Annotated in this window: 12 protein-coding genes and 1 other RNA gene; 10 read left to right on the forward strand and 3 right to left on the reverse strand. The window is 42.7% G+C overall.

Features of this window, described 5'->3' with window-relative positions:
• Positions 1–3: 3 nt before the first annotated feature.
• The 3 genes from accA to DRB05_RS08055 all read left to right on the forward strand — a co-directional run bounded on the left by accA (position 4) and on the right by DRB05_RS08055 (position 2692).
• Positions 4–960 carry an acetyl-CoA carboxylase carboxyl transferase subunit alpha gene (accA, locus tag DRB05_RS08045; protein WP_128726474.1) on the forward strand — a complete coding sequence of 319 codons (957 nt, stop codon included), beginning with the start codon at positions 4–6 and terminating at the stop codon, positions 958–960.
• Positions 961–1044: 84 nt separating this feature from the next.
• A complete protein-coding gene (gene tilS, locus DRB05_RS08050; RefSeq protein ID WP_128726475.1) occupies positions 1045–2352 on the forward strand; it encodes a tRNA lysidine(34) synthetase TilS in 1308 nt (435 codons plus the stop codon).
• Entirely contained in the window at positions 2345–2692 is a 348-nt protein-coding gene (locus tag DRB05_RS08055) for a hypothetical protein (protein ID WP_128726476.1), read from the forward strand. Before tilS ends, DRB05_RS08055 begins: the two co-directional genes overlap by 8 nt.
• Positions 2693–2725: 33 nt before the next feature.
• Here the strand turns inward: DRB05_RS08055 and DRB05_RS08060 are convergent, their stop codons facing one another.
• On the reverse strand, positions 2726–3622 hold the full coding sequence (locus tag DRB05_RS08060; RefSeq protein WP_128726477.1) for a GGDEF domain-containing protein: 897 nt from the start codon (positions 3620–3622) through the stop codon (positions 2726–2728).
• A 152-nt stretch (positions 3623–3774) separates the two neighbouring features.
• On the opposite strand from DRB05_RS08060, the gene DRB05_RS08065 reads away from it, so the two are divergent.
• On the forward strand, positions 3775–5745 hold the full coding sequence (locus tag DRB05_RS08065; protein WP_128726478.1) for a monovalent cation:proton antiporter-2 (CPA2) family protein: 1971 nt from the start codon (positions 3775–3777) through the stop codon (positions 5743–5745).
• A gap of 274 nt (positions 5746–6019) precedes the next feature.
• Here DRB05_RS08065 and DRB05_RS08070 read toward each other — a convergent pair whose 3' ends face one another.
• Positions 6020–6604: a GNAT family protein gene (locus tag DRB05_RS08070; protein WP_128726479.1), complete on the reverse strand. Its 585-nt coding sequence runs from the start codon at positions 6602–6604 to the stop codon at positions 6020–6022.
• Positions 6605–6641: 37 nt separating this feature from the next.
• Positions 6642–7781, reverse strand: coding sequence for a patatin-like phospholipase family protein (locus tag DRB05_RS08075; RefSeq protein WP_045964207.1), 1140 nt, complete (start codon positions 7779–7781; stop codon positions 6642–6644).
• A 554-nt stretch (positions 7782–8335) separates the two neighbouring features.
• On the opposite strand from DRB05_RS08075, the gene DRB05_RS08080 reads away from it, so the two are divergent.
• The 6 genes from DRB05_RS08080 to DRB05_RS08105 all read left to right on the forward strand — a co-directional run bounded on the left by DRB05_RS08080 (position 8336) and on the right by DRB05_RS08105 (position 14674).
• Positions 8336–9214 (forward strand): DUF3014 domain-containing protein, encoded by an 879-nt coding sequence (locus DRB05_RS08080; RefSeq protein ID WP_128726480.1) that lies wholly within the window; start codon positions 8336–8338, stop codon positions 9212–9214.
• A gap of 146 nt (positions 9215–9360) precedes the next feature.
• An RNA gene (gene ffs, locus DRB05_RS08085) (signal recognition particle sRNA small type) lies at positions 9361–9457 on the forward strand.
• Between the two features lie 131 nt (positions 9458–9588).
• Positions 9589–10218, forward strand: coding sequence for a TnsA endonuclease N-terminal domain-containing protein (locus tag DRB05_RS08090; protein ID WP_128726481.1), 630 nt, complete (start codon positions 9589–9591; stop codon positions 10216–10218).
• The gene (locus DRB05_RS08095; protein WP_128726482.1) at positions 10208–12049 is read left to right on the forward strand and encodes a Mu transposase C-terminal domain-containing protein; all 1842 of its coding nucleotides are present in this window, start codon (positions 10208–10210) and stop codon (positions 12047–12049) included. Before DRB05_RS08090 ends, DRB05_RS08095 begins: the two co-directional genes overlap by 11 nt.
• A gap of 2 nt (positions 12050–12051) precedes the next feature.
• On the forward strand, positions 12052–13065 hold the full coding sequence (locus DRB05_RS08100; RefSeq protein WP_128726483.1) for a TniB family NTP-binding protein: 1014 nt from the start codon (positions 12052–12054) through the stop codon (positions 13063–13065).
• A 127-nt stretch (positions 13066–13192) separates the two neighbouring features.
• Positions 13193–14674: a hypothetical protein gene (locus DRB05_RS08105; RefSeq protein ID WP_205125728.1), complete on the forward strand. Its 1482-nt coding sequence runs from the start codon at positions 13193–13195 to the stop codon at positions 14672–14674.
• The last annotated feature ends 21 nt before the right edge of the window (positions 14675–14695 follow it).

A 14695-nucleotide genomic window follows, 5' to 3' on the forward strand; every position in this document is an offset into this window, starting at 1 on the left:
AGCATGAGCCTCAATTATCTTGAATTTGAACTTCCAATCGCTGAATTGGAAGCAAAGATCAAAGAATTACAAAACGTTAGCCGCTCTGGCGATTTAGATCTTAGCCTTGAAGAAGAGATCAGCCGCTTAAAAGACAAAAATGTTGAGCTAACCAAGAAAATTTTTGACGACTTGGGCGCTTGGCAAGTGTCTCAATTAGCGCGTCATCCGCTTCGTCCATATACTCGCGATTATATTGAACGCATTTTTACCGAGTTTGACGAGTTCGCGGGCGACCGTACTTTTGCTAACGATCCGGCTATTCTTGGTGGTGTTGCACGACTTGATGACAAGCCAGTAATGATTATCGGTCAGCAAAAAGGTCGTGATACGGCTGAAAAAATCAAGCGTAACTTTGGTATGCCAAAGCCAGAAGGTTACCGTAAAGCATTACGCTTAATGGAAATGGCTGAACGCTTTAAGATGCCAATCATCACCTTTATCGACACTCCGGGAGCCTATCCGGGCGTAGGCGCTGAAGAGCGCGGTCAAAGTGAAGCGATTGCACGTAATCTTAAGGTGATGGCGGCGCTCAAAGTACCAACTATTTGTACCGTAATTGGTGAAGGTGGCTCTGGTGGGGCATTAGCTATTGGAGTTGGTGACAGAGTGAACATGCTGCAATACAGCACCTATTCTGTAATTTCACCTGAAGGGTGTGCTTCGATTCTTTGGAAGAGTGCAGACAAAGCGTCACTTGCAGCAGAAGCTATGGGCGTATCAGCTTCTCGCGTAAAAGAGCTAGACCTTATCAATAACATCATCGAAGAGCCGCTAGGTGGCGCGCACCGCAACTACGATGCGATGGCGAAAAACCTAAAAGTTCAGCTTAAGCGTGACTTGGCAGATCTTGAAGCGCTAGGCACCGAAGAGATGTTAGATCAGCGTTATAAGCGTCTGATGTCATTTGGTTATTGTTAATACGGGTTTCTGCTCGTATTGATATCAATGCTAATTTAAGTTAAAAAGCCGCTATATAGCGGCTTTTTTATTGATTGTAGAAAAATGATTAATAGTCGGATTTACCAACAAGTAGAGTCAAGTTTAACAGTATTGAGCTCCAGCCTTGACGCCAAAGGGTTGTGTATTGCTTTATCTGGCGGTGTGGATTCGGTTGTGTTGCTCCATCTTTGTCGAGAATATGCAAATAAGCATAACGTTGCACTCCAGGCGGTTTATGTTAATCATGGCTTGTCACAGCACGCTACGCAGTGGCAGCAATTTTGCCAATCACTTTGTGAAACACTTAATGTTCCCTTTATTGCAAAACAGGTTGCCATTACTCGGAAAGCCCGCACTAGCCTCGAAGCGCAAGCACGCGAAGCTCGCTATCAAGCGTTAGATGACGCGGCCAAAGCTGGTTTTGCAATCGTGCTTGGACAACATGCCGATGACCAAGTAGAAACTTTCTTACTGAGATTAAAGCGCGGCTCTGGGTTACTCGGGCTTGGAGCTATGAAAGCGACAATTCAGTTGCCATCTGGGCGTGATTGTATTCGTCCGTTACTTGCCGTTAGTCGCAGTGATATTGAAGCATTTGCACAGCAGTTTGGTCTTGAGCATATTACAGATGAGTCCAATGCAGACGATGCGTTTGATCGCAACTTTTTGCGCAATCAGGTGATCCCGTTACTTACCTCTCGATTCAATGGTTTTGTAGGTAACACACTGCGTAGTATTGATATTTTACAGCGCCAACAAGCCATAATTGATGAGGTGAGTGAAGAAGACTTAAAAAAATGCTGTTGTCGGACTGCGTTGAATATTACGGCACTACAGCAACTTTCGCATGCGAGAAGAGATAATGTCATCAGACTGTGGCTTTCAAAGCAGGGCATAGAGATGCCGAGTCAAAAACAGTTGGATGAAATCGTACTGCAGGCATTTTCATCACGCCAAGACAGTCAACTTGAAATTCGTTTTAAGCAAGGTGCAGTGAGGCGTTATCGTGATGCACTTTATTGGGTAACAGAAACTAGCCAAAAGCATGATATTGAGACCGTTAATCTCAACGAACTAAGCGGGAAAAGTACACCTGTTTCTATACAAATGGGGAAGGGGATCCGTAAACCTTTCTTGGACGAAATCGTTAGCATTCGCTACGGCAGACTTAAAGATAAAATCAAACCACAGGGCAAACCTGGCTCTAATACCTTGAAACATTGGCTAAAGGATTTGCACGTTCCAAGCTGGGAGCGTGATTCTATTGCGGTTGTCTATTACAATGATACTCCGGTTGCGGTGAACGGCCTGTTTGTGAGTGCCGAGCACGCTGAAGACATTGGCATTATTTGGGTAGTAAAAGATGACTGAAAGTAAAAAGATTGGCCAACAGTTAGCGCAAAAGTCGCCTTATGCGGTGGTGTTCACTGTGGTGGTGTTTATTGTACTCTTTATGCTGAGTGAAGTGGTGTGGCTGAATCAAGTATTTGCTTCTGCATCTGGCATTATCAGTATCGTATTTTTACTTCTGTATTGGCATGGTAAGGGCGGAATGTATTTTATTCTTGGCCTACTTGCGCCAATGCTTGCAGTGATGTTTTCAGAGTTACCCGATTTCCTTGCGCTTGCATGGGTAATAAATGGATTTTTTAACGGCGCGGCGCTTGCCCTGATGGCATATCTATACTTAGGAAAAGGTGCTCAGCGTTAACGCATAACACTGAGCAAAAGGGGAAGTGGTTTTTTATACTGCGCGAGCGCAGTTTCGTCCGGCTGCTTTGGCGCGGTATAGGCCGCTATCCGAACGAGCAAATATATTGTCAGCAGTGTCATGGCTCGATGCCAGTGTAAAGCCTATGCTTGTGGTCACCGTGTATTTAGCCAACATGCTCGATTTTCTTACGGTTTCCATTATTCTCTCTGCAATTACTTTGTTGGTGGTAAACGCAGGATCGTCAATCAAAATGGCAAACTCATCGCCACCGAACCGAAATACCGAGTCTGTCGCACGCGTTGAGGTTTGCAAAATGCGCGCAAATTCAACCAATACTTCATCACCAGCTTTATGACCATGAACATCGTTCACTTGTTTAAAGTTATCTAAATCTAAAAGCATTAGGCTAAAATTACGATGTTGACGACGACAACGCTCGAGCTTTTCTTCTAAATTGTCAGTAAATTGACTGCGATTATAAAGTCCAGTTAGTGAGTCCTTGGTTGCTAATTGCAATACACGGTTGTACATCAAGGCATTACGCATTGGGTAAATTAAACAAGCGTGTAACTTTGATAGTTTTGCCTTGATCGCTTCACTAAAAGGAAACTCACTGAAATACACCAGCTGTCCTAAGTGCTCTTTTTCGAGCTCAAGATCAAACGTACTGGCTGGAAATTGGCTATCGCAGTCCTTCATTTGAAAGACGCCAAGGCTGCAATGGAACTGGAGTCCCGAAATTTTTGAAATTCTTGCCACATGCTCCGCGTAAATAGTCAACAGCTCATTAATGTTGAGCGTTGTCTGAAGTTTGTCGACTAATCGTGCGTAGTGTTCACCGCCTTGCGTACTATACTGTTCAGAATTGAACGGCAAGTAATCGCCTCTGGTCGGCAACCTCTGTGTCAAAATATGGACATTTTCCATATTTCTTCCCCTTAAATACAACAATACATGTTTATTATGCGAACTTTATGCCAAAAATTTAAACTGGCTTAAAAACAAACGCTTGCTATATTTAAAAGAAAGAAAAAGAAATCCACCTTTATTCCCCGTCAATTTTTCGCTCAGGAGGCAGATTGCAAAGTATCTTCGCGCAGGTTTTTGCCTTGCTATTATGTGCAGTGATTTTAGTCTGGTCCTTTAAGCGGATTGGCTTGCCGCCTATTTTGGCTTATTTGCTCACTGGAGTAATTGCGGGCAGCCACGGCATTGGATGGATGAGTGACAGCCAAGAAATTCACTTTATGGCCGAGCTTGGGATAGTATTCTTGCTGTTCAGTTTAGGACTTGAATTTTCCGTGCCAAAATTAATGGCGATGCGAAACGTGGTATTCGGGCTGGGGAGTCTACAGGTCATTGTGACCACGATTATCGGTATGCTAGTGTTGCGTTTTATGCAATATGAGTGGGAGGGGGCATTTGTGATTGCGAGCCTCATTGCACTCTCTTCTACGGCGGTGGTGGTCAAGCTATTAAAAGAACTAGGGATGCTTAATACACGTCATGGTCAGCTCGGTATCGGTATATTGTTATTCCAAGATATTGCCGTTGTGCCGCTGCTTATCGCATTTCCGCTTATTTCCTCTGCGAGTAACTCAGAGCTGGCATCGGCGCTGTTTTTTGCGTTTGCAAAGGGTGCGGTCGTGTGTCTTGTCTTATGGGCAATAGGTAAGTGGTTACTACCAAGAATATTTAATGAAATCGCATTGGTGAGAACAGACGAGCTCTTTGTTTTGTCTACCTTGGTCGTTGCTCTTTGCGCGGGCTCGCTCACTTACGCGTTTGGACTCTCAATGGCACTCGGTGCATTTTTAGCGGGCATGATGTTAGGAGAAAGCCAATATCGACATCAGCTTGAGGCAGAAATTAGACCATTTAGAGATATTTTAATGGGGCTCTTTTTTGTCACAGTGGGTATGCAGCTAAATATTCCTTATGTGCTTGACCAGTTTGTTTATATTGTTGCAGCACTTGCTGCTGTACTTGTGATCAAAGTGTTGATCATCGTTGGCGTTGCGCAGTTAATGGGTGAGCGTAAAAAAGACGCTTGGGGCGCTGGTATTTTGATCTGGCAAATGGGGGAGTTTGGCTTTGTATTACTCGCGCTTGCCAGTAAGCATCAGTTGTTGGATCAAAATGCAGTGTCGTTTTTGATTACCCTTGGCGTGTTGTCTATGGCGCTAACACCTTATCTCATTAGTAAAACTGCTTATCTCCTCAATATCTTGGGGATAGAAAAAGACTGGCAACCGGAAGCTCCAAGTGGTTATAACGCAGCTGATTTAAAAAATCATGTTGTAATTTTCGGTTATGCGCGTGTTGGTCAAACCATTGCACGATTTTTACGTCCAGAGGCTATTCCTTATATTGCGGTAGAGCGTAACCCGCAAATTGTACAAGACGCGCAAATTGCGGGTGAGCCTGTGTTATTTGGTCATGCGGCACAAAAAACGCTGTTAAAATCAGCAAATATTGATAAAGCGCGCTTGGTTATTATTACTTTTGATGATTTTGAACAAACGCAAGTAGTTGTTGATGCCATTCGTCGGCGCACCCACGAAGTGAAGATCTTGGTACGAATGAAAGATGACAGCTATATGGAGCAGTTAAAAGCCATGGGGGTCGCAGAAGTTGTGCCAGAAACTTTAGAGGCAAGTTTGATGTTAGTTTCTCATGTGCTGTACATGTCTGGCGTGCCAATGCGCAGGATTTTTCGTCGCGTCAGTAAAGAGCGAGAAAATCGTTATCCGTATTTACATGGTTTTTTTGCTGGAGACAGCAGTGATCTGCATGAAGTCACTGGCGAGCGATTAGAGTATTTGCATGCCATTGCTTTACCTGACAATGCGTTTGCTGTTAACAAGTCAATTGCTGAGCTTGAACTCAAGGTCAAGCGCGTTGATATTACTGCACTAAGACGCGACGGCGAAGAAATTGCTCAGCCAGATGAGCAAACCGTTTTACGCGCTAATGATGTTTTACTCTTAAAGGGGAAACCCCGCCGCGTTGAACGTGCGGAACAGTTTTTACTCGATGGCCTACCGTAATAATATTTCTTAAATCTGTGCCTTTTTTAACAGCTCGCTGCGTAAAGCGTCTCCTATAACGCAGAGTAGGAGCAGGTTCACCCTGCGATCTTGTGCTCCGTTCTGTTTTTGTTGCTACAGCTCGCCGCGTAAAGCGTCTCCTATAACGCAGAGTAGATGCAGGTTCACCCTGCGATCTTGTGCTCCGTTTTGTTTTTGTTGCTACAGCTCGCCGCGTAAAGCGTCTCCTACAACACAGAGTAGGAGCAGGTTCACCCTGCGATCTTTTATGCTTTTACTCCCTGTCGAGCTTGCTCAATAAATGCTGCTTAACGGTGGGCCATTCCGAGGCGATAATCGAATACACCACGGTGTCTCTCAGCTCGCCATTTCTACCAATCTGGTGGTTACGCAAGATACCATCGAGCTTGGCGCCAAGCCGCTCAATGGCATTGCGAGAGGCATGATTAAAAAAGTGAGTTCTAAACTCTACGGCAATGGCGTCAAAATCTTCAAAAAGTTGCTGTAACAGCAAAAACTTACACTCCGTGTTAACCGCTGTTCGACGCACTTTATCGCTGTACCACGTATAGCCTAGCATGGCACGGCGGTTGGCTGTATCTGCATTGTAATAGCGGGTAGTTCCCACGATTTCGTTGCTGCTATTTAGCCTTACCGCATAGGCAAGGTTGCCTTCAGATGCTTGACTTATCGCAGTGTTAACATAGCATTCCATATCGTCTGGATTGGGAACATTGGCATACCAAAGCTTCCAAGCTTCACCATCTTTTACTGCCTGTTGTAGCGCGTTAATATGTGTTGTTGATAATGGTTCAAGGGTGACATGTTGTCCTATCAGTGGTTTATCAGTTGGCCACATGCGTTACTACTTCCTTATTTTGAGTATGGTTTAAATCTTACTTGAGTTCCAAAAACTCTCTCATTTCGTCCAAGCGGTTCATGCCGTCTTCAAACCCAAGCTCGATGAGTTTTTGTGTATAAGTACGCTCAAACAGCAAGTAACTCGTTAAACTCGACGGAGAATGCTTTTTAACCCCCATGGTTCTGAGCAACAGCTTGATTGCCAATGGCATATCTTCGTAATAATGATCTGCGACTTCATTAAAATTAACCGTTGGCTTGATGAGCATATGATCTACTCGCCTAAGCTCTTTGTGCTTTTCTCTGGCCGGTAGCAAACTTACCGTGCGATTGACGCGATCGAGCCGTTCGATGTCTGAATTTAAGGTATCGCTAAACACACTGTCTAGTAGGTGACCGGCGACCACAGACATTCCCGGAAAATGCGGCTCATAACCGAGCGGCTGTGGTAGTTTAGGCTGCTCAACACCGATCACAAAGATTTTATCCGCACCTAAATGAATGGCAGGGCTTAGCGGGGAGAGCTGGTGGATAGAGCCATCACCATAGTAATGATGCTTAACGCGCACGCTTGGAAACACCATTGGTATAGCCGAACTCGCCATGAGTAAGTCGAGCGAAATCGTGCCCGGAACACCTTCGCGCTTTGAGCGCTGCCAAGGCTCAGCATTGTTCGCCTGATAAAACGCCACAGACTTACCAGTAGAATAGCTCGAAACCGTAATCGCGATGGCATCAAGATAATGGCGGTGTAGATTGTGATCGATGCGATTTAAATCAAGCACATTAGCCAGCAGCTTTCGAAGTGGCGAGTTATTTAACAAGCTGGCTGGTGGCTGATTAAGGTACTGCGCTTGAAAGCTGCGCATCATATTGGCAAATAAATGGCCGTATGCACCGGTAAACGAGCTTTTGTACACCATATCGGTGCTAAAGTTCTTCCAAATATATTCCACTTTTTTCACCGCAAGGTGAAAGCAAGATGCGTAACAGGCAATCCCCGCTGAGTTAATTGCGCCGGCAGAGGTGCCAGTAATGATTTCAAAGGGGAGGGGAGAAGTACGAGGCATACTTTGCGCAAGCGCCTTTAATACCCCAACTTGATAAGCGGCCCTTGCACCACCTCCAGTCAGTAGTAAGGCAATTTTTTTATCACTCGTTCTGTGCTTTCTCAAAAGAGGCCATCCTGCTGTTAAATTTGCTTAATTTAAATTTGGTCTTTTTATGCGTTATTTATCTTTGTTGATGTTGTAATGCTTTAGGTGCAAAGAGTTGATAACTCCAGTAAATGCGTTATTTTTAGTAGTAAAGTGCCACTTTGCCCTTAAGCCGCTTATAGGTTGTTTTATTTATTCTAGTTGAACCTAGCTAAAACCCAAGTTGTCTGAGTGCACATACCCGCGCAATATATTAGGCTATTATTTTGAAATTTAAGCACTAAAGCGCTATGGTGGCACAAACAAATTTTAACAAACTAGCGATTTAATTTAGTCGCTAATTGGCGCGATTTTGTATTTAATAAAGTGGCAATTTAGCTTAACTTCAATGTACTGAACTTAAGTTCGGTGCTCAAGTATTTTTATTAAGATCAAATGTTTGAACAAGGTGTAGCCAGAGTTTGCACCACAACGCATTTTTTTAGGGTTTCAGCGCGCATTAAGTTATTAGTCAAGTATTTGGTGATAGTTTTACATTAACGCGTATCAACAATGACGAAGAGGGAGTCCCCATGTCAGAGAATCATCAAGAAGGTAATAAAAGACCTTCTAACAGCCAGTTGTTATTTGCCGCAGTAGTTGTACTAGCGTTGATTATTGTGGCTGTATTTGTGCTAGCACAAAAAGACACCCCATCGACGGAAAACCAAAAGGTAAAGCAAGATATTGTTGTGCCTGAACAATCAGAAACGCCACTGGTCAATACCGCAAGAGAAACACCACCTGAGCAAGTGGTTGAGCCTGAAGTAACCTTGCCACCGCAACGAGAGCAAATCGAGCCAGAGCAAGTAGAACCTGTTGAACCTGAAGTAACACTACCGCCGCTTTCACAAAGTGATACAGAAATTAAAGAAGCGGTATCGAATTATCTCTCTAATCAAGCGGTAAAATTGCTGGCAGACGATGACGTGATCCGCCGCACGGTAGTTTATGTAGACAACCTAGCAAAGGGTAAAGTGGCAGAAAACCATTCACCAGTGGTGAAGCCGCAAGATGACTTTAGCGTAATTGATGACGACATTATTATTACCGATCCTAACAGCTACGAGCGTTACACACCTTATGTCGCCATGTTCGATACCATGAGTACCGCGCAAGTGGTTAGACTATACCACCAATACAAACCATTATTTGAAGAAGCATACGAAGAAATAGGCTACGAAGGAGATGCATTCAACGGCACGTTAACTGACGCAATCGACGAGTTGTTGGCAACACCCATTCCAGATACCGCACTGCCTTTGGTAAAAGACTCAGTTACCTATAAATATGCTTATGCAGAATGGGAGCAACTTTCTCCAGCGCAAAAACAGTTTTTAAGAATGGGCCCTGAAAACATGAAGAAAGTGAAGAAGCGCCTAGAAGAAATTAAAATTGCGTTGAACAAATAAGCACACAGCCTCATAAAATCCAAAAAAGCTTGGCAAACTGTTTAAACATCACTCAGTTAGCCAAGCTTTTTGACTTTTCCCTTGCATCCCCCTGCAATCTTCGAGATAATTCTTCCCGCGCCAAACAAGGCCCTCAATGGTAGTCTTATTGGTCCTCTCGCAACAATAGTACGTGAATCTGGTCAGGTCGGGAACGAAGCAGCCACAGCGTATGACTTGTGTGCCGGGATGTGGCTGGTAAGACTGCCACCCAAACCTCCATTGTTGTTGTTTGAAGTGTAAGTCTGCAAATTTGTAGTAAAACCCCGCATAAAAATTGAAATATAACCCTGCATAGCCTACTTTTAAGTTGTCCCACATATTCGGTGATGGTTATGATCAGGCGTAAACTAAAGCACTCCAGAGTTAAAAATCTCTATAAGTTTGCAAGTCAAAAGAACAAAGCCACTTGCTTAGTTGAATCATCCTTAGAATTCGACGCGTGCTTTCACTTTGAATACTCTCGTGAAATAAAAACCTTTGAAGCACAACCACTAGGGTTTGAATATGAGTTTGAGGGCAGAATTTGCCGTTATACGCCTGACTTTTTGATTAATCATAATGAGAAGCCGCAAAAATATATTGAAGTTAAGCCTTACAGTAAAATCGCGAACCCTGAGTTTAGAGCTCGCTTTGCGCAAAAACAGCTGGTTGCCAAAGAACAATTAGGCATTGAGCTGATATTAGTTACCGACAAGCAAATTCGTGTTTATCCAGCTTTAGACAATTTAAAGTTGCTTCATCGTTATTCGGGATTTCAGTCTTTAACCGAGCTTCAGCTTTCCATTATTCAGTTACTTAATCAGTGGCGAAAACTCACTATTCAAGATTTGGTGATGACCCTAAAAGCCTCCATTGGAGAGGTGCTAGCCTCGGTTTATCGCTTATTGTCATTAGGCAGTGTTAATTCAGACTTAAACACAGAACTTACTTTAGAGTCGGTGATTTGGGCTGATGGAGTTTGAAGACGAGTTTAGCTTTGAAGAAGCACCGAAAAAGTTAGCTGAAACCGCTAAGCCGGAAGAGCCTAACCCTCAACCTCGTGATTTAGAGTCATTACCCAAGGAAGTGCAAGATGCCACACTTGCTCGGCTTAAGTATATCAAGTGGCTTAAACAGCGTTTAGTTGGTGGTTGGACGCAGAAAAACTTAGCACCACTACTGGCTGAAATGCCTGATTTTCCAGGACAAGAAAAACCAAAGTGGCGTACAGTTGCTGGTTGGCACGCGGACTATATCAAAGCCGAAGAAGACATTCATGCTTTGATCCCAAAGCATCATCGCAAGGGCAACCGCCAAGCCCGCACCGATACAGACAAATTTTTTGAGATTGCCCTCACACGTTATCTGACGAAAGAAATCCCGAATGTAGCATCAGCACACCGTTTTTATTGTGACCAAATCGTTTTAGAAAATGAAAAAGTGTTAGATGAACCCCTACAACCACTTACCTATAAAGCGTTTAAAAACCGCATTGATAACCTACCTCAGTATGAGGTGATGCTTGAACGCTATGGTAAACGCTTAGCCGACATTGAATACAACAAAGTGATGAGCCATAAAAGGCCCACTAGAGTGCTTGAGCGTGTTGAAATAGACCATACCCCACTGGATCTCATTCTATTGGACGATGAACTTGATGTGCCATTGGGAAGACCAACTTTAACCTTGCTCATTGATGTTTATAGCCACTGCGTTGTTGGCTTTTACCTTGGTTTTCAGAGTCCTGGTTACGATGCTGTGCGCAGAGCGATAAGTCATGCGATGAAGCCAAAAAGCTATCTTAAAAGTACCTATCCAGAAGTCGTAAATGAATGGTCGTGTTGTGGGAAGATAGAAACTTTAGTGGTTGATAATGGTGCCGAATTTTGGTGTCAGTCATTAGAGCTTGCTTGTGAAGAGGTCGGGATAAATATTAGCTATAACCCTGTTGGCAAACCTTGGCTGAAGCCCTTTGTTGAGCAGTTTTTTAAAACCATTAACGAAATGATGCTTTCGCCATTTCCCGGTAAAACATTCTCAAATATGCTCGCGAGGCATGATTATAACCCGAAAAAAGATGCCATATTGCGTTTTGGTACCTTTACCATGTTATTTCATAAGTGGGTTGTTGATGTTTATCATCAATCTGCTGATGCTAGATTTAGATATATTCCCTATGAAGACTGGAACAAAGGGTTTGCTGTACTGCCTCCAGCTCAGCTAACAGAGCAAGATACAGACAAGCTAGATGTTGTTATGTGCATGGCGAAAGAGAAAACATTGCGCAAAGGAGGCATTAAAAATCTACATATTAACTACGACAGTGACGAACTCTCTTTATATCGCAAGCGATACAGCCCCAAAAAGAGTATAAAGGTTAAGGTAAAAATAAACCCAGATGATCTGTCGTATGTATACGTCTACCTAGATGCGCTAGAGCACTATATAAAAGTGCCAAGCATTGACTCAGAGGGCTATACAATGGGTTTGTCTCTGATCAGGCATAAAATCCATCTTAAGTTTCACAGAGACTATATTCAGGGCAAAGTAGATCTATTGGGGCTTGCCAAGGCGCGGCAATTTATTGATGAGCGAGTGAAAGAAGAAGCGCGACAGCTTAAAAACGTAGGGTCAAAAACCAAAGTCACTGGCACCAAAGCAATTGCTCGGGCGCAGGGCGTAGATAATTCTCAAGTCAAATCCATTACTAAAACGTCTGAAACAAAGCAAGCTGAACCAATCCCCGCTGAAACTAAGCTTAAACAAGACGATGATAGTTGGGATGACTTTGTCTCAGATCTTGAGGCGTTTTAGTTATGCTGACCGAGGCTAAAAAGGCAAAACTCAATCAATTCAAAGAGGTGTTTATTGAATACACCATACCAAAGACCATCATAAATGATTTTGACAAACTGCGTTTGCATCACGACCTTGCGGGTGAAAAGCCATGCATGATGTTAAGTGGTGATACTGGCTGTGGTAAATCGGCATTGATTAAACACTATTACGATAACAACCCTCCGCACTTTGCTGATGGCCGGCGCAAAGTCCCCGTACTGCTGAGTCGCATACCGAGTAATCCATCAATTGAATCCACTTTAAAGCAGTTGCTACACGACCTAGGACAGTTTGGTGCTAAATCTAGTAAACGACTTAAACATGGCAATGAAATCGCGTTGGCTGAAAGTTTAGTTGAGCAACTAAAACGCTCAGGTACTGAGCTAATTATTATTGATGAATTTCAAGAGCTTGTTGAGAACAATCTAGGTAAAAAGCGCCGAGACATTGCGAATCAGTTTAAATATATCAATGAAAAAGCGGGGATCTCCATTGTATTAGTCGGCATGCCTTGGATAGACCAAATAGCCGATGAGCCTCAGTGGTCATCACGGATTTTTATTCGCCGCTTTATTCCTTACTTTAAAATATCAGAGAAAAAAGAGCTTCAACTATTTATTCGTGTTCTTAAAGGGTTTGCAAATCGACTGCCATTTTCAGACAAGCCTCGTTTTGAGGATTTGGATATTGCATTATCGCTTTTTGCCATTTCAAATGGCTGCCTTAGAAAGCTGAAAAACTTCTTAGACTCAGCACTTACTGAAGCACTCATCTGTGATGCAGCAACGCTCAACAAGCAATGTTTAAGTTCTGCGTTTAAGGCATGGCGGCCAGAACTCGACAATGTATTTGAGATGAGTGTTAATGAAATTGAGGGGTGTGAGGTGGAACAGTATTCCACGTTTAAACCCGATGGACCTCAAGATGAAGACCCATTTATAGATACCCAGTTTTGTAAGAAAGTACCGTTGGTGCAGTTGTTGAAGAAGTGAAAGTGCTATGCATCCCGGCTTTACTAGGGGCACTCAAAACCGCACATGGTGTACACAAAAAGTTTAAAAAGAAATGGTATGTCAGGAAGCCTAAACTGATGTGAGCAAATTACTACTAGACCTCTTAATGAAAGGTCGATTCGCTTTTCTTGAGGGGAATTTGATAGTTCAAATAGCGGGTAAGTCTTCAATATTATTTTATAGAAAAATACTAGATAATTTAAAGGGATATATGATGGCCGTGCAACTTAGTGACTTAGACGACTTGGTTCAAAAAGTACGAAACCGACATGTAAAAAATTATTTTTATGAGGCTGTAGTGGCCTACAGAGCTGGTGCATATAGAGCGGCTGTTATCTCGACATGGATTTCAATCTGCATCGATGTGATAGAAAAAGTAAAAGAGCTTTCAGTTGATAATGATACTAGCGCCAAAGCCATAGAAAAAAAGCTAACGGCAATTAACTCTAACGATTATGCAAGCATGCTGGGTTTTGAAAAGGATATCTTAAGGTTTGCATGTGATGATTTAGAGCTGATTTCCCATATTGAAAAATCACATCTAGAGCGTATAAAGGATGACAGAAATGTTTGCGCTCACCCTACATTTTCAATAGATGGACATCAATTTACCCCGTCGCCAGAGCTTACACGAGCTTATATTGTGCAAGCGGCAACATACTTGCTTACAAAGTCACCGGTTAGGGGAAAAGTGGTGGTCGAAAATATGTTTAGCTTAATAAATGAGGAATCTTTCCCAAGCGATGAAGAAAAAGCATTTACCGTACTCTCGTCGACAAAGTATTTAGGAAGAGTGCGAGATAGCAGTGCCAGAAACCTCATAATAATCCTTTTGAAACGAATCTTTAAAGATGAAAATGACCTTGACTCAGAAATGTTGCAAAAATTATCAGCAGCTTTAGGCGCTATTAGTCGGTTATTCCCCGAACTTTATCGTGAAACACTAAGGGATAAATTACCTAGCATGCTTGCGGCTGCAAATGATAAATTACTGAGAAGAGTAATCCCTTTTTTGAATAGCAGAACTGAAGCTTGGGAGAGTATTGAAAGAGCAACTGTAGTTCGAATTGAAGAGTGTATTACGGCAATGGATTTTGAAGGGCTATTGTTTTACGGTGTTCCTGAACTTGCATCTAAAATATCTCTTATAAATGATAAATTTCAAGTGATTATTGGTGCTGATGGTTTTTCAAATACGTATGAGCTCTTAAAGTCAGCCCCAAATATTTCTTTGAAAGATCAAGCTTTGAAATATTTCTGCGATTCAGGCTCTTTCAATTCAGCATATACGAACGGTATTAATATTTTAATCCCATATGCACAATTTATTACCGACAAAGACTTAGAGCAATTGTTTGAGGGGATATTGGCTAATAAGACTTGGAATATAAATCAAATCTTGAATGCTGGCGGAATTGAAGAGGTACTGTGTACTCTTTATAAAAAAAGCAAAGGCAATGTCGTTAGTCATGCTCGGCTATGGATTAAATTTGTAGATGAGCTAGCAAGTAACCACTTTGTTTTTGAGCAATTGAATGAACTATTAGTGGCGGATAAGTTAATTGATCAGAAGGAGGAAGATGGATGATTAGGAGTATGATTTCTGGTA

The organism is Pseudoalteromonas sp. A757, assembly GCF_004103285.1.
Classification (GTDB): domain Bacteria; phylum Pseudomonadota; class Gammaproteobacteria; order Enterobacterales; family Alteromonadaceae; genus Pseudoalteromonas; species Pseudoalteromonas galatheae.

What these genes read in the sequence shown, in the direction of transcription:
- tilS (WP_128726475.1), top strand. Translation starts at nt 1,045, where the DNA reads ATGATTAATAGTCGGATTTACCAACAAGTAGAGTCAAGTTTAACAGTA.
- DRB05_RS08100 (WP_128726483.1), top strand. Translation starts at nt 12,052, where the DNA reads ATGCTGACCGAGGCTAAAAAGGCAAAACTCAATCAATTCAAAGAGGTG.
- DRB05_RS08080 (WP_128726480.1), top strand. Translation starts at nt 8,336, where the DNA reads ATGTCAGAGAATCATCAAGAAGGTAATAAAAGACCTTCTAACAGCCAG.
- DRB05_RS08060 (WP_128726477.1), bottom strand. Translation starts at nt 3,622, where the DNA reads ATGGAAAATGTCCATATTTTGACACAGAGGTTGCCGACCAGAGGCGAT.
- DRB05_RS08055 (WP_128726476.1), top strand. Translation starts at nt 2,345, where the DNA reads ATGACTGAAAGTAAAAAGATTGGCCAACAGTTAGCGCAAAAGTCGCCT.
- DRB05_RS08105 (WP_205125728.1), top strand. Translation starts at nt 13,193, where the DNA reads ATGAAAGGTCGATTCGCTTTTCTTGAGGGGAATTTGATAGTTCAAATA.
- DRB05_RS08090 (WP_128726481.1), top strand. Translation starts at nt 9,589, where the DNA reads ATGATCAGGCGTAAACTAAAGCACTCCAGAGTTAAAAATCTCTATAAG.
- DRB05_RS08095 (WP_128726482.1), top strand. Translation starts at nt 10,208, where the DNA reads ATGGAGTTTGAAGACGAGTTTAGCTTTGAAGAAGCACCGAAAAAGTTA.
- DRB05_RS08070 (WP_128726479.1), bottom strand. Translation starts at nt 6,604, where the DNA reads ATGTGGCCAACTGATAAACCACTGATAGGACAACATGTCACCCTTGAA.
- accA (WP_128726474.1), top strand. Translation starts at nt 4, where the DNA reads ATGAGCCTCAATTATCTTGAATTTGAACTTCCAATCGCTGAATTGGAA.